The 18,786-nt window shown below is 68.3% G+C and carries 12 protein-coding genes; 6 read left to right on the plus strand and 6 right to left on the minus strand.

Annotation, left to right across the window (positions count from 1 at the left end):
• The first annotated feature begins 222 nt into the window (after positions 1 to 222).
• The 3 genes from ENSA7_RS01885 to ENSA7_RS01895 all read left to right on the plus strand — a co-directional run bounded on the left by ENSA7_RS01885 (position 223) and on the right by ENSA7_RS01895 (position 5,073).
• Positions 223 to 1,386 (plus strand): hypothetical protein, encoded by a 1,164-nt coding sequence (locus tag ENSA7_RS01885; RefSeq protein ID WP_106087464.1) that lies wholly within the window; start codon positions 223 to 225, stop codon positions 1,384 to 1,386.
• Between the two features lie 71 nt (positions 1,387 to 1,457).
• A complete protein-coding gene (locus ENSA7_RS01890; protein WP_106087465.1) occupies positions 1,458 to 3,770 on the plus strand; it encodes a DUF1588 domain-containing protein in 2,313 nt (770 codons plus the stop codon).
• Positions 3,771 to 3,789: 19 nt separating this feature from the next.
• A complete protein-coding gene (locus tag ENSA7_RS01895) occupies positions 3,790 to 5,073 on the plus strand; it encodes a DUF1501 domain-containing protein (protein ID WP_106087466.1) in 1,284 nt (427 codons plus the stop codon).
• Positions 5,074 to 5,159: 86 nt separating this feature from the next.
• Here the strand turns inward: ENSA7_RS01895 and ENSA7_RS01900 are convergent, their stop codons facing one another.
• Both ENSA7_RS01900 and yjgA read right to left on the minus strand, forming a co-directional pair.
• Positions 5,160 to 8,162 carry a carboxypeptidase regulatory-like domain-containing protein gene (locus tag ENSA7_RS01900; protein ID WP_106087467.1) on the minus strand — a complete coding sequence of 1,001 codons (3,003 nt, stop codon included), beginning with the start codon at positions 8,160 to 8,162 and terminating at the stop codon, positions 5,160 to 5,162.
• Between the two features lie 10 nt (positions 8,163 to 8,172).
• Positions 8,173 to 8,727 (minus strand): ribosome biogenesis factor YjgA, encoded by a 555-nt coding sequence (gene yjgA / locus ENSA7_RS01905; RefSeq protein ID WP_106087468.1) that lies wholly within the window; start codon positions 8,725 to 8,727, stop codon positions 8,173 to 8,175.
• A 256-nt stretch (positions 8,728 to 8,983) separates the two neighbouring features.
• On the opposite strand from yjgA, the gene ENSA7_RS01910 reads away from it, so the two are divergent.
• A complete protein-coding gene (locus tag ENSA7_RS01910) occupies positions 8,984 to 9,940 on the plus strand; it encodes an exopolyphosphatase (protein ID WP_219907895.1) in 957 nt (318 codons plus the stop codon).
• A gap of 23 nt (positions 9,941 to 9,963) precedes the next feature.
• Here the strand turns inward: ENSA7_RS01910 and ligD are convergent, their stop codons facing one another.
• Entirely contained in the window at positions 9,964 to 12,459 is a 2,496-nt protein-coding gene (gene ligD, locus ENSA7_RS01915) for a DNA ligase D (RefSeq protein WP_146157219.1), read from the minus strand.
• Positions 12,460 to 12,609: 150 nt separating this feature from the next.
• On the opposite strand from ligD, the gene ku (ENSA7_RS01920) reads away from it, so the two are divergent.
• The gene (gene ku / locus ENSA7_RS01920) at positions 12,610 to 13,395 is read left to right on the plus strand and encodes a non-homologous end joining protein Ku (RefSeq protein WP_181232944.1); all 786 of its coding nucleotides are present in this window, start codon (positions 12,610 to 12,612) and stop codon (positions 13,393 to 13,395) included.
• On the plus strand, positions 13,388 to 14,188 hold the full coding sequence (ku, locus tag ENSA7_RS01925; RefSeq protein WP_106087472.1) for a non-homologous end joining protein Ku: 801 nt from the start codon (positions 13,388 to 13,390) through the stop codon (positions 14,186 to 14,188). The genes ku (ENSA7_RS01920) and ku (ENSA7_RS01925) overlap by 8 nt, the downstream gene beginning before the upstream one ends.
• A gap of 10 nt (positions 14,189 to 14,198) precedes the next feature.
• Here ku (ENSA7_RS01925) and ENSA7_RS01930 read toward each other — a convergent pair whose 3' ends face one another.
• The 3 genes from ENSA7_RS01930 to ENSA7_RS01935 all read right to left on the minus strand — a co-directional run bounded on the left by ENSA7_RS01930 (position 14,199) and on the right by ENSA7_RS01935 (position 18,581).
• Entirely contained in the window at positions 14,199 to 17,390 is a 3,192-nt protein-coding gene (locus ENSA7_RS01930) for a serine/threonine-protein kinase (protein ID WP_181232946.1), read from the minus strand.
• A gap of 363 nt (positions 17,391 to 17,753) precedes the next feature.
• Positions 17,754 to 18,119 carry a hypothetical protein gene (locus ENSA7_RS43025; RefSeq protein WP_181232948.1) on the minus strand — a complete coding sequence of 122 codons (366 nt, stop codon included), beginning with the start codon at positions 18,117 to 18,119 and terminating at the stop codon, positions 17,754 to 17,756.
• Between the two features lie 15 nt (positions 18,120 to 18,134).
• A complete protein-coding gene (locus ENSA7_RS01935) occupies positions 18,135 to 18,581 on the minus strand; it encodes a DUF4265 domain-containing protein (RefSeq protein ID WP_106087474.1) in 447 nt (148 codons plus the stop codon).
• Positions 18,582 to 18,786: the final 205 nt, after the last annotated feature.

The raw sequence follows: 18,786 nt of genomic DNA on the forward strand, positions 1-18,786 counted from the left end.
ACGCGGAGTTCGCGAGCTCGCGCCGACGAGCGGGGGGCAGTGACCACAGTCGGTCGGACCCGTGCAATTGACCCGCTACAAATTGCAAGATGATCAACTGCGCCGCAAACCGGCGTGAACGTTTTGCTTTGACTTTGCAGCGCTCGACTCTGTAAACGAACGGGTATGGATGCTCCCCCCAGGTCCGCCCGCCGGACCCTTGGACTCGCATGCGTCTCTCTGGTGGCCGTGGCGCTGGTGTGGGCTGGCGGTGTGGCCTGCTCGCCTGACCAGGAGCCCGAGCTGGCGCGCGCGCTGATCGGCCCCGACGGGGGCTCGGTCAGCGGTGGCGGCGTGACGGTCGACATCCCAGCTGGCGCGCTCGCGGTCGAGACCGAGATCATCCTGCGTCGGACCGAGGCGTCGCTGAGCAGGTCTGGCTACGATCAGGTCGGTGACGCCGTCACGATCGAGCCCGTGGATCTGCGCCTGGCCCTGCCGGCGACCGTGACGGTGGCGGGCAGCGCCACCGACACCAGCGTGCTGGTGTCCGCCGTCGAGCGGACCGTGGCCTACGAGGGCAACGTCGCCTATGTGGAGTACCTCGGCGACGTCGCGCTGGCGAGCACGGGCACCCCCACGATCGCCTTGGTCGAGCCCGAGCTCGGCGTCTCGCCGACCAAGCCGGGCGGCAACTTCGTCGACAACCTCCACTTCGAGCTCGATCTCGACGGCACCCATCGGGTCGACCTGCTGATCACCGCGTGGGACTTTGACGGCGAGCAGACCGTGCTCAACGGCAAGGGCCACTGCGGGTTCAAGCTCGCCCAGCTCGAGGGCGGAAGCCTGACGACCGGCTGCGCCGCGGGGGTGCTGACCGCCTCGATCAACGCCGCGGGCGACCACGTCTCGTTTGATGTGCTGCCCCTCCACGCCCCAGCCATCGACGCGCCAGTCAGCGTTGGCGTGATCGCGGGCGACGACGACCTCGCCTACAACCTCGGCTTCTTTCAGTTCGACACGGGCAGCTGCTACCTGCAAGAGTGCGACGGCAACGGCACCTGCGTGGACAACGGTGAGCCCGGGTGCGAGTGCGTCGAAGGGTTCGCGCAGCCGGCCGACGACCCGCTCGGGTGCGCGTGCGTGCCCCAGTGTGACGGCCGCGAGTGCGGCTCCGACTCGTGCGGTGGCAACTGTGGCGACTGCGGCATGGACGAGATGTGCGTGGGCGCCGAGGGCCAGTGTGTGCCCGCCAGCGGGGACGGCGACGGCGACGGCGACACCGGGGACGGCGACGGCGACGGCGACGGCGACACCGGGGACGGGGACGGCGATGGGGATGGCGACGGGGACGGCGACGGCGATGGCGACGGGGACGGAGATGGCGACGGCGACACGGGCCCCTGAGCGGTCCGCTGCCCCGCCACTTCGCGTGAATTGAGCATCATCAGATTAGGGATCTTCGGGAGCTACAGATCATGACCAGGTATCGACAGCGTGACCTTCGAACCATCGGGGCCTTCGTCCTCGTCCTCGGGAGCATCGGCCCCTGCGGTCTCATGGGCTGCGCGCCCGAGCAACCGGAGGAGTGCGTCTCCAACGAGGACTTCTTCAAAGAGCAGATCTGGGCGCCGGTGATGTCACAGAAGTGCTTCACCTGCCACAGCACGACCGGCGTGGCCAAGAACTCGCAGTTCGTGCTGCAGTCGTCGGACTGGACCGGCTACCTCGACGCCAACCTCGCGACGGTCGAGCGCCTCGCCAAGCTCGAGTACGAGGGCGAGCCGTGGCTGATCGTCAAGCCGACCAACACGATCGAGCACGGCGGCGGGGTCCAGATCGAGCGTGGCAGCGCCGAGTACGACGCCTTCGTCGAGCTCGTCGATCGGATCAAGAACCCGGTCGAGTGCGCCACCGACGACACCAGCAGCCAGGCCTACTTCAGCGACGTCGAGATGATCAGCGACGTCGAGACCCTGCGCAAGGCCAGCCTCGCGCTGGTCGGCCGGCTGCCCACCCCGGAGGAGCAGCTCGCCGTGCAAAACGGCGGGCTCGAGGCCCTCGATCTCGTGCTCGACAGCATGATGACCGAAGAGGTGTTCCTCGACCGGGTCGTCGAGCTCTACAACGATCACTTCTTGACGGATCGCTACCTGCCAAACGTCGACGCCATCGACCTGCTCGACGGCGAGGACTACCCCGGCAGCTACTGGTTCGAGGCGATCGAAGACGAGGGCGAGCGCAACCAGGCCCGCCGTCGCAGCAACGAGGCCGTGGCCCGCGAGTCGCTCGAGCTGATCGCCCACGTGGTCCGCAACGATCGCCCGTTCACCGAGATCCTCACCGCCGACTACACGCTGGTGAACCCCTACTCGGCCAAGGTCTACGGCATCAACGCGAACTTCGAGGACCCGACCAACACCAACGAGTGGGTCGAGGCCAAGCTCAGCGGGATCCCCCACTCGGGCGTGCTCACCTCGCACATCTGGCTCAACCGGTTCCCGACCACGGCGACCAACCGCAACCGCCACCGCTCGCGGATGGTGTTCAAGCTGTTCTTGGCCACCGACGTGCTCAAGCTCGCCGAGCGGCCGATCGACCCGACCGCGATCGAGGACTTCAACCCGACCCGCGAGAGTGACGCCTGCACGGTCTGCCACGCCAACATCGATCCAGTCGCGGGCGCCCTGCAGAACTGGGATGAGCAGGGACGCTACCGGCCACCAGAGATGGGCTGGTACCAGGAGATGTTCGCGCCCGGGTTCGGCGAGGCCGAGCTGCCCGCGGGCGAGAAGCTCGACGGCACCCGCTGGCTGGCCCAGCAGATCATCGCCGATCCGCGCTTCGCCGCCTCGCAGGTCGACATCGTGTTCCAGGGCCTGACCGGCGACGCGCCGCTGCGCGAGCCCAACGACCCCGCCGCGGTCGACTACCTCGGCCGGCTCGTCGCCTTCGACGCCCAGAACGCCGAGCTGCAGCGCATCGCCGACGCGTTCACCGAGTCGGAGTTCGACCTCAAGGTCGTCGTCAAAGAGATCGTCAAGTCCAACTACTACCGGGCCAAGAGCTTCGACCCCGGCTGGAGCGAGGACGAGCAGTCGTCGGAAGAGGCGACCCACCGCCTCGCCGAGCTGGCCCCGGTTGGCACCGCGCGGTTCTTGACCCCCGAGCAGCTCGAGCGAAAGGTCGAGGCCGTGACCGGCTACCCCTGGCGGGCCTCGGTCAACGGCACCACCTACCTGCTCGACTTCAACGAGTACCGGATCTTCTACGGTGGCATCGACTCCGACACGATCGTCGAGCGCATGACCGTGCCCAACGGGATCATGACCAACGTCGCCGAGCGCATGGCCAACGAGGTCTCGTGCTGGAACACCGCCCGCGACTTCACCAAGCCGGCCGCGGTCCGCAACCTGTTCCCCTACATCGACCCCGGCTTCGAGCCCGAGGACGACAACGGCTTCGAGATCCCCGCGGTCACCGAGGCGATCCGCGTCAACATTCAGCACCTGCACTGGCGCCTGCTCGGCGAGCAGCTCGAGATCGACGATCCCGAGATCGACCGCACCTACGCGCTGTTCCTCGAGGTCTGGCGCGACGGCAAGCGCGGGCTGGCGCTCGGTGAGTACCCGGTCGGGCTGCCCAATCAGTGTCAAGCAACCCGGGACTTCTGGTCCGATCAACCGCTCGCCGACGCCGAGCGGATCACCAACGACAGCCGCTACACGATCCGCGCATGGATGGCCGTCATGACCTACATGCTCTCGGACTACCGGTTTTTGCACGAATGAGCCACGGAGGACCAACACCATGAATCGTCGAGACTTCTTCAAGTTGGCAGGCCTCGCTGGCCTCACCCTCATCCCCGGCTCGAGCGCGGCGACCCTCGGTGGCGTCGCCGGTCAGCCCCAGACCCCGCGGGCCTACGCGGGCACGTTCTGGATCTTCGTCAACGCTGGCGGTGGCTGGGACCCCACCTCGATGTGCGACCCCAAGGGCCGCGCGAACGAGATGGAGGTCGACCCCATGAACATGTACCTCTCGGGGGACATCCTCAGCGCGGGCAACATCAGCTACGCGCCGGTCGGCTACAACGACACCTTCTTCCAGAAGTACTACCAAGACCTGTTGATCATCAACGGTCTGGACATGCAGACCAACGGCCACGACAGCGGCTCGCGCCACGTCTGGAGCGGTCGCTTGATCGAGGGGTTCCCGAGCATCGCCGCGCTGGTCGCCGCCAACTCGGGGCCCGAGCTGCCGATGTCGTACCTGAGCTTTGGCGGCTACGACGAGACCGCCGGCCTGGTCGCCCGGACCCGCAGCGGCAACGTCAACGCGCTGGGCCGGATCGCCTACCCCGATCGCTTTGACCCCAACAACGCCGATGATCGGTTTCACTCGGTCAAGGCTGGCGAGCTGATCCAGAGCGCCCGCGACGGTCGCCGCACCACCCAGGAGCTCACCGCCACGCTGCCGGCCGAGCAGATCGCCATGAACCAGATGTTCACGGCCACCGACGGCGCCAACGAACTCAAGCTGCTTCAGCAGTACCTGCCCGCGGAGCTGGCCAACGACAACCAGCTGCGCCGCCAGGCTCAGGTCGCGCTCGCGGCCTACCGCGCGGGCATCTCGATCGCCGTCAACCTCAACGTGGGCGGGTTCGACACCCACGGCGATCACGACAACCAGCACATCCCCCGGCTCGCGTCCCTGCTCGAGGGCGTCGACGCGATCTGGCAAGAGGCCGAGGCCCAGCAGGTCGCCGACAACGTGGTCGTGGTCGTGGGCTCGGACTTTGGCCGCACGCCCGGCTACAACCCCAACAACGGCAAGGATCACTGGTCCGTCAGCAGCATGATGTTGATGGGCAAGGGCATCAAGGGCAACCGCGTGGTCGGTGGCAGCACCGATCGGCATCAGCCGCTCAAGGTCGATCCCAACAGCCTCGCGCTGAGCGAGAGCGGGGTTCGGATCGAGCCGCAGCACGTCCACTACGAGCTGCGCAAGCTCGCTGGCCTCGACGGTGGGGACTTCGCCGCGATGTTCCCCCTCAACCCGCCGCAGCCGATGAGCAAGTTGCTCGGGGGCTGATCGGGTCGAGCGTCCCCGTCTTCGATTGAGGCCCATGTTCGTCGGTTCGTCGGTTCGCCGGCTCGGCGGACGTGGGCTTTGTCGTGTCACTGCGCCGCGGCAGCGGTGATCTTCACGGTCTCGCCACCCGCGAGCCCGAGCGTGATCGTGGTCCCGGCCGGGACCTCGCTGAGCATCCGATAGCGATTCGTGTCGCCCTCGATCACGTGGCCGTCGACCGACTCGATCACCGCGCCGACCTCCAGCCCGGCCGCGGCCGCGGGCCCGCCCGGTCGGACCAGCGCGACCTCGATCTTGATGTCCTCGGGCGCCGCCGCGCGATCGGGCTCGACGATCGAATAGCCCAGCTCGCCCGGTCGCTTGCCCCGCTCGACCCGCCGGGCGATCGCCTCGATCTCGCCGATGTCCTGGACCGCCGGCGTCGGCTGGATCTCGCGCACACCAAACGCGAAGTCGTAGGGCTTGTCGGACCCGCCCGTGCGCAGCCGGGCGAACACGCGGTTGCGGCCGCTGGCGACTCCGGGCAGCTCGAACCGACCGTCCGCGTCGGTCACGTTGGTCACCTCGCCGGGAAAGTCGCCCGGACCCAGGCGGCGGCCGCCCCCGCTGCCAGAGGCGTTGACCTCGAAGCCGGCGATGCCCTCGCGGGTGTCGAGGTCGATGATGCGCCCGCGGATCGTCACCCGGTTCTCGAGCTCGAGGACCAGATCCACGCGCTGCTCGCCCTCGCCCAGGGTCAGCTCGAGCTTGGCCGTGCCCGCGGTCGAGCTCGCGCTGATCGAGTAGCTGCCGGGCGGGAGCTCGCGCAGGGTCCAGGCACCGTCGGTCCGGAAGAACCCGTCGCCGATCACGACGCCCTGCGCGTTGTCAGTCGCGACCACCCGAAAGCGCTCGGGCGGGGGACCGCTGGGATTGACGACGGCGCCGCCAAGCTCACCCGTCGTCGCGATCACCAGCTCGATGTCGGTCCCCAGCGCGACCTGTTCGAGGGTCGCCTCGCCGCCGCCCTTGCGATGGGCGCTGACCAGGAACACGCCCTCGGGCAGCGAGTCGAGCTCGAAGCGGCCGTCGGGGTCAGTGAGCATGGGCTTGCGACCCCAGCTCCAGCGCAGCGCTTGGCGAGCGGCGCGGGCGTTGGCGCCAGCGCGCTCGGTCATCCGCTCGGCGTCCACGAACGCGTCGGCGACGGGCCCGCCGTGCTCGTCGACGACCCTGCCGCGGATCACCCCGACCTGGGCCTCGACCACCAGCTCGACCTCCGCCGTCTCGTCGACGGGGATCTCGACCACCTGACCCTGGGGATCGTCGTCGGTGGTCCCGGGGGTCCGCAGATTCGAGCGCGGGTTCTGGCCGACGCGGGTCGGACCTGGCAGCAGTGTGTCAAAGCTGAACGCGCCAGCCTCGTCGGTCTGCGCGCTCTGACCCCGCTCGCTGCCGACCGGCACGGCGCTGATCCAGATGCCCGCGACCCCCTGGCCGCGGGTGTCGATCAGGCGCCCGCGCAGCTGCCCGGTCGCCGGCAGGACCACGCGCAGATCGTTGACGTCGGCGCCCGCGAGCAGCTCGACGGTGGTCGGCTGCTCGGGCCCAGGCCGGCCGCCGCGGGCCGCCACGCTGACCTCGTAGCGACCTGGCAGCAGCCCCGACAGCTCGAACTGACCACGGTCGTCGGTGCGGCCGAAGTTGTTGGTCGTGCGCGCGTGCGGGTCGTCCCCGGTGAGCAGCATGTCGGCGTCGACGTTGACGCTGGCGACTGGCGAGCCGGCGGCGTCGACGACCTCGCCGCGGATCGCCAGGCCCTCGCTAACCGACCAGCGCAGCCCGGTCACGCTCGCGTCGACGACCTCGACCGGGGGATAGCTGTCTTCGGCGATGTAGCCGTCGCAGCGCAGCTCGACCTGGTACACGCCCGGCAGCACCCCGCGCAGCTCGCCCACGCCCTCAGCATCGAGCTCGGTCCGGAGCCGGCTGTCCGGGCTGCTCAGCGTCAGCGCGCCGGTCGGGCAGCGCCGATCCTCTCGGCCGGCGACGCTCACGACCCCGCTGACCAGGAACGCCGGGTGGGCCAGGATCTGGACTGGCTCCGAGGTCTCACCGAGTCCAAGCGGCACCTGCACCGCGGCCTCGCCATACAGCTCATCGGCCCGCGCGATCGGCTTGTAGGTGCCCGGCGCGAGTCGGTCGAGGCGAAACCAACCCTCGGCGTCAGTCCGGGTCGCGCGATCGTCCATGCCGAAGCGGCGGCCCCCGAGCGTCACTGTCGCGTCGGCGACCGGTTGCTTGGTCTGCGCGTGCACGACCTGTCCGACGAGGACCGACTCGGGGGTCAAGAACAGCTCGATCGAGGCTCCCGGTGCGACCCCGCCGACCTCGCCGTCGGCGTAGCCCTCGGCGATCGCAGCGATCGAGAGCCACCCCGGCGCCGTCCACAGCTCGAAGCCGCCGACGTCGTCGGTCATGGTCACCGCGAGCCCCGAGCCGCGTGGCCCCTGGCCCCTCGCGATCACGAGCGCGCCCTCGATCTCGCCGCCTGAGATGTCCCGGACCACGCCCGTGACCCGTACACCGCCCGGCTGCAGCAGCAGGTCGACGCCCTCGACCGTGGCGCCCGGGATCAGCCGGACCCGCTCGCGCAGGTGACCGTCGTCGTCGCGGGCCTGCCAGCGGCCGGGGATGAAGGTGGGCGCGCTGGCCTCGACGCTGGTCGGCACGGGCCACAGCCCCTCGAGCCGGTAGTGGCCGTCGGCCTCGCTGCTGACACACACCGGCCGCGCGTCGCCGAGCCCCCGCAGCGTGGTCTTGTCGGCGAAGCCACACACCCGCGCGCTGGCGATCGGTGCGCCTTCGAGATCGCGGACGATGCCGCTGATCGTCGCCTTGGACGCGAGCTGCAGGTCCACGCGATCACGCTTGCCCGCGCGCGTTCGGTCCAGCTCGGCTGCGCGCTCGCTCGGCGTTGTCTGTGCGGCGTCGACCGCTGGCGCGTCCCCACGATCGCCGATCAGCCTCCAGCCCAGCACAATTGCAGTGACCAGCACCAACGCGCCGATGAGCCAGGGGACCAACGGGCGTTCATTTGCTGGCGACATGACCCGTCAGTTATGCCTCACTCGTGGCTTCAGGCGGATCGGCGTCCGCCAAGATCGTGTGGATCAACCGAAACAGCGTCGTCGCCCCTCGCCGCGAGCGGGCGTCGGGCGGGGTCCGGTTGCTCTGCCGGATCAGCTTGCGCAGCTGCTGGCGGTCAGCGTGTTGGTGCTGCTCGACGAACTCGGTGAGCGCGACGTCGCCCTGCTCGCGCAGCCGCGTCCGCCAGGCCTCGCTCGCCTGCAGTCGGGCCTGCCGCTCGGCGATCTCGGGTGTCCGGCCCTCGAGCGCCTCGCGGAGCGGCTCGATCGGTCCGGTCGCGCGCAACAGCTGGGCGACCCGACGAACCTGGCGGGAGCGGGCGCTCTTGACCATGCGCTGGGCGTCCGCGATCGCCTCGCGGATCGGGGCGTCGAACGGGGGATCGGGCAGCGCCGCGTGCTTGCCCTTGGCGAGCTGCTCGGCGAGCTCGGTGTAGGCCACGGCCTCGTCCTTGAGCTCGGTGCGGCTGCGCGCGGCCCCAGCTTGGTCGTGGCCGTGCTCTTGGTCTGTGTCCTCGTCCGACATCCGTGCGCGGGACTCTAGCAGCCAGCGTACGCGGGGGAATCAAGCCACCAGCGCGCCGGCGTGCCATCTGATGTCGGTCCTGACAGCGGCCCAATTGTTCAGGTACCTGAGCACCGCGCATGTCACGCGATTCGCGCGGCGGTGTTCGACGAACGGCGCAGACACGGGCAAAAGCTAGTTTTTCACCGATCTGCGCCAGCTCGCGTCGCTGGGCCGCATGCTTCCGATGGGCCCACCCCTCACGTATACTAGAGGCTTGCGACCTCCTGGAGCGAGCGTGAAGAGCAAGTACCGCCTGATTACCCGCAGTGACTTCGACGGCTTGGTTTGTGCGGTCCTCCTCAAGGAGCTCGAGCTGATCGACCCCGAAGAGATCTTGTTCGTCCACCCGAAGGACATGCAAGACGGCAAGGTCGAGGTCACCGATCGCGACATCAGCACCAACCTTCCCTACGTCGAAGGGCTCCACCTGTGCTTCGACCACCACGCGAGCGAGGTCCTGCGCGTCGGCGGCAAGCGGGACAACCACATCATCGACGCCGGCGCCATGAGCGCCGCCCGCGTCGTCTACGACTACTTCGGCGGCAAGGCCAAGCTGCCCAACGTGACCGACGAGATGATGTTCGCGGTCGACAAGTGTGACGCGGCGCGGCTGTCCAAGCAGGAGATCCTCGAGCCCTCGGGCTGGATCTTGCTCAATTACCTCATGGACGCCCGGACTGGGCTCGGGCGGTTTCGCGACTTTCGAATCAGCAACTACACGCTGATGATGGAGCTCATCGACTATTGTCGTGATCACACGGTCGACGAGATCCTCGATCTGCCCGACGTCAAGGAGCGGGTCGAGCTCTACCTGGATCACGTCCCCAAGCAGCGCGAGCAGATCGAGCGCTGCTCGACGATCCACGGCAACCTCGTGGTCCTGGATCTTCGCAATGAAGAGACCATTTGGGCCGGAAACCGGTTTGTGATCTACGCGCTCTACCCCGAGGTCAACATCTCGATGCACGTCATGTGGGGGCGTCAGCAGCAAAATACCGTATTTGCGATCGGCAAGTCGATCCTCAACCGGATGTCGGCGACCCAGGTCGGCCGGCTGTGCCTCGACTACGGCGGCGGTGGCCACGGGGCCGCGGGCACCTGTCAGATCGACAACGACAAGGCCGAGCAGGTCCGCGACGAGATCATCGCGCGGATCGTGGCTGACGGCTGACGGCTGACGGCTGACGGCGGCGCTCACGAAGGCTCGCAGTCGGTGTCGAGCCCGACCGCCTCACACGCCGACGCTTCGATGACTTGAGACGTCGACGCGAGCGCCCCCCAGGGATCGGCGCTCAGCGACGCGAGCCGGTCGGGCACGCTCATGATCGAGAACGCAGCGGGCCGCAGCTCGGGGCTCAGCTCGTCCCACGCGAGCGGCGTCGACACTAGCGCGCCCGGCTTGGCTCGCATGGAGTAGGCCGCCACGCTGGTCGCCCCACGCCCGTTGCGAAGGTAGTCGACGAAGATCTTCCCGCGTCGCGCCGACTTGGCCGCGACCGCCGTGTAGCGCTGCGGCGCGTCCGCTGCCAGACGCTGCGCAAACGCCCGACAGAACGCCTTGGCGTGCTCGAAGTCGTGGCGGGGCTCGATTGGTGCGACCACGTGCAGGCCCTTGCCTCCGGTGGTCTTCACGAAGCTGACCAACCCCAGCTCGGCGAGCCGGTCACGGATCTCGATCGCGGCGTCGACGACCCGATCGAAGCCGAGCTCGAGGTCGGGATCCAGGTCGAAGACCAGGCGATCGGGGTGCTCGATCGCGTCGACGCGGGCACCCCACACGTGGAGCTCGAGCACGCTCATCTGCACGAGCCCGACCAGACCCAGCGCGTCGGTCACACATGGGTAGCTGATCTGCGCGCCGTCGCTGTCGCGGACGCGGGCACGCGAGACCGTGTCGGGCAGGCCGGCCATCGCGTGCTTTTGATAGAAGCAGTCGCCGTCGACCCCATCGGGGCAGCGAACCATCGTCAGCGGCCGGTCGCGCACATGCGGCAGCATCCACTCGGCGATCTGCATGAGGTAGTCGGCGACGTCGCGCTTGCGCAGGCCGAGATCGGGATACAGCAGCTTCTCGGGGTGGGTCAGGCGAACCGCCAGCTGTTCTGCCGACTTGGGTTTGGGTTTGGACTTGGATTTGGACATTTGTGTCGCGTCCGGTTTGGGTTCAGGTCCATGAATGCCGATAAATCGACCGTGGCGAAGCTTGCCCGCGGCGGTCAGCTCGCCGTATTCCACCTCGATCACGAGCGACGGCGCGACCCAAGTGACGCCGCGGACTTCTCGTGGGCTCGGTGGATCGTCGAACGGCGGCTGATCCTGGCGTAGGCGCTCGAGCTGCGCGTGGATCTGCGCGAGCGTGGAATCACTGAAGCCAGCGCCGACCTTGCCGCGGTACAGCAAGCGTCCTGCGGCGTCGTAGCTGCCGACCAGCAGCGCGCCAAAGTGGCGGCGCAGTCCCTGGGGCGGCGTGAAGCCGCCCACGATCACGGTGCGACGGCGCCCGCACTTGATCTTGCGCCACGCGTGGCTGCGCCGACTCTCGTAGGGCGAGCTAGCGCGCTTACTGACGACGCCCTCGGCCCCCAGCGCGCACGCCCGGGCAAATACATCGGGGCCGTGGCCCTGCACGTGATCACAAAACCGCAGGCTGCGATCGGGCGCCGCGCCATCGAGCAGCCCTCGCAACACCCGCTTGCGCTCGATCAGCGGCGCGCCACGCAGATCGTGCCCGGCCGCGAATGGGAGGTCGAACAGGTAATACACGAGATGCTGATCACGGCCGTTGGCGAGCGCGTCCTGCAGCAGCTCGAAGCGGGTCACGCCGTCGGGTCCCAGCGTACACAGCTCTCCGTCCACGACGCTGTCAGCAAACGCCGGATCACGCAGCGCCTGCGCCAGGCGAGGCAAGCGCGCGGTCCAGTCCTCGCCACCGCGCGTGCGCAGGCGAACCTCATCATTGCGGACATGCGCGAGCAGACGGTAGCCATCCAGCTTGAGCTCGTGCAGCCACTCCGATCCCGTGGGGACCTGATCCGTGGCGGTCGCGAGCGCAGGCGAGAGCGTTGGAGGTGGCGACGCCGGCTCGCCGATCGTGCTGATCTGCTCGACGACTCCTCCAAGGCGCGAGTCCCTGGTGACCTGCTCGATGCTGCGGCCCGACAGCGCGCTGAGCGGCTGCTCCTCGACGATCTCCGCGCTAGCTTCGGGCCGACCAAATTCGTCGCGCGACTTGATCAACAACCACGACTTGGCGTCTTTGGTGCGAACCAGGCGCCAGCCTCCGCCCAGCTTGGTCCCGTGCAAGGTAAACCGTAGGCGGCCGCGCTCGAAGTCTTCGGCTGGATCGCCCTCGGGTGCCCAGGTGCCATGATCCCACACCAACACCGAGCCGCCGCCATACTCGCCAGCGGGGATCGTGCCCTCGAAGTCGGCGTAATCCAACGGGTGGTCCTCGGTCTGCACGGCCAGCCGCCGCTTGCCCGGAACCAGGCTCGGGCCCTTGGGAACCGCCCAGCTCCACAATACCCCGCCGTGCTCGAGGCGGAGATCATAGTGACGTCGGCGGGCGTCATGTCGCTGAATGACAAAAAGAAGCGGGCCGCGCGCGGGCGACTGTTCCGGCAGCGTCGGTCGCGGCTCGGGCGTCGACTCGAAGTCGCGCTTTCGGTCATAGGCGTCGAGCTTGGCCACGCTCGCTCGATCTGCATGGCATGTGCCGTGCAGATCCGTCAGCAACGGACCGCAAGCGCTTCGCAACCACAAATGCACGTGTCGGTGTGCGCCGCCTGTGCCATTTAAATGTATCGATCTTGCACCCCGTCACCCGCCTCACCCAACCACATGGCCCGCTCCATCTTCAATGGCCGCTTGACGATCGATGACCTGGTCATCCCGATCAAGCTGTATTCGGCCGTCGAGCCCCGCCCGGTCAGCTTTCGGCTGCTCCACGCCAGCGATCAGGTCCCGGTGCAGCAGCGCATGGTCCACCCCACGACCGGCGAGCCCGTCCCGCCGGAGGCCACGCAGCGCGCAATCCCGACGCCCGAGGGCATGGTCGTCCTGCATGACGCGGAGCTCGCCGAGCTCGAGCCCGAGTCGTCCGACGTGTTCGAGATCCTCCGCTTCGTCGAGCCGACTCAGCTCAATCATCAATGGTACGTCCGGCCCTACTATCTCGGCCCGGGCGACCCGGCCCACGCCGACAGCTACTTCGCGCTCGCGCGCGCGCTCGCGGCCGAAGCCAAGCAGGGGATCGTCCGCTGGACCATGCGCAAAAAACACTACCGCGGGGCGCTGCGGGCCGCGGGTGACTACCTCTCGCTGATCACCCTGCGGTCCACGGCCGAGGTCGTGGCGACCGAGTCCTTGCCGGAGCTGGCGTGGCCGTCGCCGACCCCGCAAGAGCTGGCCATGGCGCGTCAGCTGGTCGAGCTGCTCGAGGGCGAGCTCGACCTCGACCAATTCCACGATCGCTACGCCGAGCAGGTCATCACCCTGGCCAACGCCAAAGCGGCGGGCTTGCCCACCACGCAAACCCCGGGCAAGCCCGCCCCAGCGTCGGCCCCGTCGCTCGCCGACGCGCTCGCGGCCAGCATCGCGCGACTGCAGGAGCAAGACGTTGCCTGAGACCGACTCACCATCGCCGTTTTGGTCGGGGACGATCACCTTTGGCATGGTCACGATCCCCGTCAGCCTGGTCTCGGCGACCCGCAGCTCCGCGGGGGTGTCGCTGCGGCAGCTGGCCCCCGACGGCGCGCCGCTGCGGCGCCAGTACGTGTGCCCGGACCACGAGCGCGCGCTCGAGCCCGACGAGATCGCCCGGGCCTACGAGCTCGACAGTGGCCAGTACGTGATCATGACAGACGACGAGCTCGACGCCCTCGCGCCCGAGGCCTCGCACGACATCGAGCTGCGCCAGTTCGTCGACCGCGCCGCGCTCTCCCCCATGCTGTTCGAGCGGCCCTACTTTCTGCTGCCGGACTCGGAGTCGACCAAGCCTTATCACTTGCTGGCGCAGGTGCTCGAGGCCACCGGCCGGGCCGGGATCGCCACCTTCGTCATGCGCGGGCACCAGCACGTCGTCGCGATCGTCGCCGACGATCAGCTGCTCCGGGCCCAGACCCTGCGCTTCGTCTCGGAGCTGCGTACGCCCGCGACGATCGGCTTGCCGAGCCCGCCTGACGACCTGGACGAGGCTCAGATCCAGCGCCTGCGCGCGGTGATTCGAGCCCACACCGCGACCGAGATCGCCGAGTCCGAGCTCGAAGATGAAGCCCGCGCGCAGGTCCTCGCGCTGGCCGAGCAAAAGTTGGCCGAGCACCGCGACGTGGTCCAGGTCCCCAGCGACGAGCCCGGCCCCGACGCTGAGATCATCGATCTCATGCGGGTGCTGCAGCGCAGCCTCGCCCGCCCCGCGTGAGCCGCTGCCCTCAGTTGGTGACCCGGTGCGCGCCGAGCCACGCGTCGACCTCACGCAGCTGTTGCGCGTACTCGATCGCCGCCCCGGCGTAGCGCTCGCGTGCGCCCTCGGCCAACGTCCGGGCCTGGGCTCGGTCGCCCTCCGCCCAGCGGACCGGGGCCAGGGCGAACATCGCGTCGGCCAGCTCGGCCGGCGGGGTGTCGGGCTGCTCGCGGATCGCCAGGGCCCGCTCGAGCACCTCGCGGGCCTCAGTGACGGCGCCGCGTTCGACCGCGATGCTGCCAATTGCGATCAGCGAGGCCGCGACCGCGGCGTTGTCCGGTCCAAGCGAGGCCTCGATGATCGCCAGGGCGCGCTCGTGCGCAGCCATGGCCTCGTCGATCGCTCCAGTCTTGCGCAGCGCATGACCCACGTTGTCGAGCGAGTCGGCGAGGTCGACGTGATCGGGCCCCAGCGTGGCCTCGCGGATCGCCAGCGCGCGCTGATAGTGCTCGAGCGCCGCCTGGCGATCGCCGAGGCTGCTCAGCGTGGTGCCGATGTTGGACAGCGACATCGCAACGTCCGCGTGCTCGGGCCCGAACGCGCCCTCGCGGATCGCCAGCGCCCGGCGATGCGTGGCCAGAGCCTGCTCGAACTCGCCTCGTCGCCAGTGGGTGACGCCAACGTTGTTGAGCGACATCGCAACTTTGGGGTGGTCGGGCCCGTAGGCGGTCTCCCAGATCGCCAGCGCGCGAAGGTGGGTGTCGAGCACCTCTTGCAGCAATTCCGGAGAGCTGCCCTGCGCCTGGTTGCGCAAGATGTTGGCGATGTTGGTCAGCGCCCCCGCGACGTCGGGGTGGTCGGGCCCGAGCGTGGCCATCTGGATGTCGAGCGCGCGGCGAAAGCTGACGAGCGCGGGTTGGTACTGGTGCTGACTCGCGAGCACCGCGCCGACGTTGTTGAGCGAGCCGGCCACGTCCGGGTGCTGGGGCCCGAGCGCAGCCTCGCGGACGCTGAGTGACTGCTCGAACGAAGCCAGGGCCAGGTCGTAGTCGCCGCGCCCCCAGTACACCGCGCCGATGTTGTTGAGCGCGACGCCGACTTCGGGATGCTGCGGCCCGAGCACGGCCTGCTTGATCCGCAGACTCTCGAGGAACGCAGGCAGCGCTTGGTCGTAGTCGCCCTGCTCCCACCAGGTGCTCCCCGCGTTGTTGAGGGCCAGCGCGACCTGCAGGTGCTCGGCGCCAAACGTGGCCTTGGTGATCTGCAGGGCCCGAGCGTGGGCCGCGGTCGCCTCGGCGAAACCGCCCGCCGCGGTATGGACCGCGCCCACGTGACCCAGCCGCTGGGCCTCGTGGACCGTGTCGGTCAGGCCCATCCGCTCGACGTGCATCCGCGCCAGCTCGCCCCAGTACAGGCCCCGCTCGGGCTGCGCGAGCTTATCGCCGACGATCACCGTGAGCAGCGTGGCCGAGCCGAGCGCGGTCATCTCGTGCCCCGCCCCGACCGCGTCGAGGTACGCGCGCTCGACCGACGCTCGCGCCGCCTCATAGTCGCCGAGCTTGTCGTGCAGGTCGCCCCGCGCGAGCCGAGCCTCGGCGAGCAGCGGCGACCAGCCCAGCGCGACGGCCTCTGTCTCGATCTGCTCGATGCGCTCGAGCCCCGCTTCGTAGCTGCCCGCGTGATCGAGCGCCTCGACCTGCTCGAGCCGCGCGCGCAGCTGCCCGACCGCCGCGCGCAGCTCGGTCGGCGCTTGCATGCGCTGGGTCAGCCACAGCGCCGTCGTGCAGGTCGAGACCGGCGAGAGCTTCGCCGCTGCCGAGGTCGCGCGCGCGAGCGTGCGCTCGTCGAGCTCGGCCCAGGCGTCGAGCAGGCCCTCGAAGGCCGCGCGCCGCTCGTCGAGGCAGGCGGTGATCAGCGCGTGGGAGGCCTCGTCGCGGCGGTGCGCCACGTGGGTCTCCACGCAGGTCTCACGGCGGGCCTGCGACCAGGTGTGGGCGTAGTCGTTCAGCTGCGAGCGCGTGTGGGCCCAGGCCGAGCGCGCGTAGGGCAGGGCGGTCGCCTCGAACGCCGCGGCGAGCTCGGCCTCGACCGAGGGGTTCCAGCGCAGGGTCTGGGCTTCGTCGTCGCACGCTCGCAGCTGCTGGGTGCGCGCGCGCTGCTGCGTGAGCTGGACGCCGCCCGCGACCCCCAGCGCCAGCGCGACCATGGTGAGTGTGCCGAGCACGGCCCGACGACGGCGGGTAGGATCCTTGCCCAGCGCGTCGAGCAGATCCTCGAGCGAGGGCCAGCGCGCGTCGGGCTCGACCTGCAGCCCGCGCGCGACCACCTTGCGCAGCCAGCTGGGCACGTTGTTGTCGGCTGGGGTCGAGACGCTGCCCGAGCAGACCGAGACCGAGAGATCCATCAGGCTCGCGCCAGCGAACGGTCGCTTGCCGTGGAGGGCCTCCCACAGCGCCACGCAGAAGCTGAACTGATCGGTGCGGGCGTCGGTCGGGCGGGCCTCGAACTGCTCCGGGGCCATGTAGGCTGGCGTGCCCATCAACACCCCCGTCGCCGTCAGGCCCGATGGCTCGAGCGCCTCGCCGAGCGGATCCTGACTGTGGGCCTCGGGGTCGACCTCGCCGTGCGCGAGGCCGAAGTCCATGACCCGCACGTGGTTGTCCGCGTCGATCATCACGTTGTCGGGCTTGAAGTCGCGATGGACCAGGCCCTGGGCGTGGGCCGCCGCCAAACCCTTTCCGGCTGCGTGGAACACCTCGAGGATGTCCCGCTGCGAGCGAGGCTGAGCGGCCAGCCAGCGCTGCAGCGTGGCGCCCTTGACGAACTCCATGACGATGAAGACTCGCTGGTCTGCCTCGCCGATCTCGTAGATCTGGACCACGTTCGGATGCGCGAGTCGAGCCATGGACTGGGCCTCGCGGACCAGCCGGCGCTTGGCCTTGGGCTCGCCCTCGGAGCGCAGGAGCTTGATAGCGACCTTGCGATCGAGCCGCTCGTCGTAGGCCGCGTAGACCACCCCCATGCCGCCCTGACCCAGCTTTGACAGCAGCACGTAGTGGTTGAGTCGGGTGGATGTCTCGGGCTCGAGGGGGGCGTGGTGATCGGTGTGGGTGTCGTCGGCGATCGTGACGTCCCGCATCGCGTCGAGGTCGGACTGCGGCTCGGACGGGGGCTCGGACTGGGACTGCGGCGGCAGCGTGTCGTCGTGGACGATGCTCATGGGCGGCCGGGGGCACACTATCATCTCCCGTCGCAGCACTGGACGCGAGGCGAGCCGAACCCGTCACTCGCTCATTCCAACCGGTCGGCGCCGTCGGGCTGGGGGCGGGGGGCCTCGTCGTCAGCTGGTGGGGCAGCGTCTCGCTCTACCTTGGACGCGATCTCGACCGTTGGGCTCATGATCGAGAGTGCCAGAAAGTGCTGGACTTCACCGTGTCGAGATCAACTTGCACGATCGAGCCATCATGGTCGATGGCAAAGCTCAATGGCTGCTGTTGGTCGCATGTCTCGATCCAGCCGAAAAATTCATCTGGAGTGGCAAGAAAGTTGAGTCGTCGGGTGTTCATGATTCTGCGTTCGCTGTTCAGTTGTAGGGTGTGAAGGTCAGTCGAACACCCAGCGTTTGTTCAAGGTCATCAAGCGCTCGCTCTTCACGTGGGACAGGCCGACCACGCCTGGTCACCCGTCCCACGTTCTCGCGATGTGCCTTGCGGTCGGGCGCAACAGTTGTGATGTCAGGGCGACGCTTACTTTTGTGACCGTCCGGAGCTTTTAGCACCTCCTCGATCTTGCCAAGGCGATCGAGCATGAACCCTGCGATCAGCCCGGAGACGGTCGGTCCGCTGGGGAGGCCGTCGACCCGCGGTGGCTTGCGGAGGTGGCTGTTGCGTGCGAGGTGAGGGACCATCGTCTCCTCCGGCTCAACAGCTGATATTTGAAGTCGGCTCACCCGGGCAACTAGCTTTCATACTGCCAACTCGGCGAAGCTGAGAATATTGTTCTGCTCGTGATCCATTAGATATGATCGCAAAGGGCCATAGTCGCATGTATCGGGGATGCTCACCGCAAGCATCTCGAGCGCCCCGAAGTCGCCGTACTCACAGTAGCAGCCTTGTCCGCGCAAGTACTGAAAGATTTGCTCTTTCAGTTCATCTACCAGAAAGATGATGGATATCGACTTCACCTGCGAGGGCTCGATCACGTGGGAAAAGGCAAATTGCCCTTCAGTGCCTGCGATCTCGTGTGCTGCGACGCGATCACCAAGGGCTACGTCGGTGACAAAAAATGGGGTGTTATCGAGGATGAAGCTCCCGTCGCGTTCGGGGCTGCCGTTGATGCTCTCCGAGCCAACTGGCGGAAAGCCGTCCTCGTCCGGCTTCAGCTCGAACACAATTTTGACACTTGGGCTCATGAGCGAGGTTACGTGTTCTTGATCGGGGATCGGATCGCTTACGCCAGGTTGCTCCAACCCCGTTCGCTCCGCATCTGTACTAGACCTTGATCAAGCGCTGCAAAACAGCAAAAAGATGGAATTCACCTGAGGAGCTCAGCGTACGAGGGGTTGCAACACCTTCCGCGAACGCGACGAGGAGCTCTTCAGGTGAACCGAATCCTAC

This window comes from Enhygromyxa salina (genome assembly GCF_002994635.1).
In the GTDB taxonomy this organism is placed as follows: Bacteria; Myxococcota_A; Polyangia; order Nannocystales; family Nannocystaceae; genus Plesiocystis; species Plesiocystis salina_B.

What these genes read in the sequence shown, in the direction of transcription:
- ku (WP_181232944.1), top strand. Translation starts at nt 12,610, where the DNA reads ATGGCCCGCTCCATCTTCAATGGCCGCTTGACGATCGATGACCTGGTC.
- ENSA7_RS01935 (WP_106087474.1), bottom strand. Translation starts at nt 18,581, where the DNA reads ATGAGCCCAAGTGTCAAAATTGTGTTCGAGCTGAAGCCGGACGAGGAC.
- ENSA7_RS01930 (WP_181232946.1), bottom strand. Translation starts at nt 17,390, where the DNA reads ATGAGCATCGTCCACGACGACACGCTGCCGCCGCAGTCCCAGTCCGAG.
- ENSA7_RS01890 (WP_106087465.1), top strand. Translation starts at nt 1,458, where the DNA reads ATGACCAGGTATCGACAGCGTGACCTTCGAACCATCGGGGCCTTCGTC.
- yjgA (WP_106087468.1), bottom strand. Translation starts at nt 8,727, where the DNA reads ATGTCGGACGAGGACACAGACCAAGAGCACGGCCACGACCAAGCTGGG.
- ENSA7_RS01900 (WP_106087467.1), bottom strand. Translation starts at nt 8,162, where the DNA reads ATGTCGCCAGCAAATGAACGCCCGTTGGTCCCCTGGCTCATCGGCGCG.
- ENSA7_RS01895 (WP_106087466.1), top strand. Translation starts at nt 3,790, where the DNA reads ATGAATCGTCGAGACTTCTTCAAGTTGGCAGGCCTCGCTGGCCTCACC.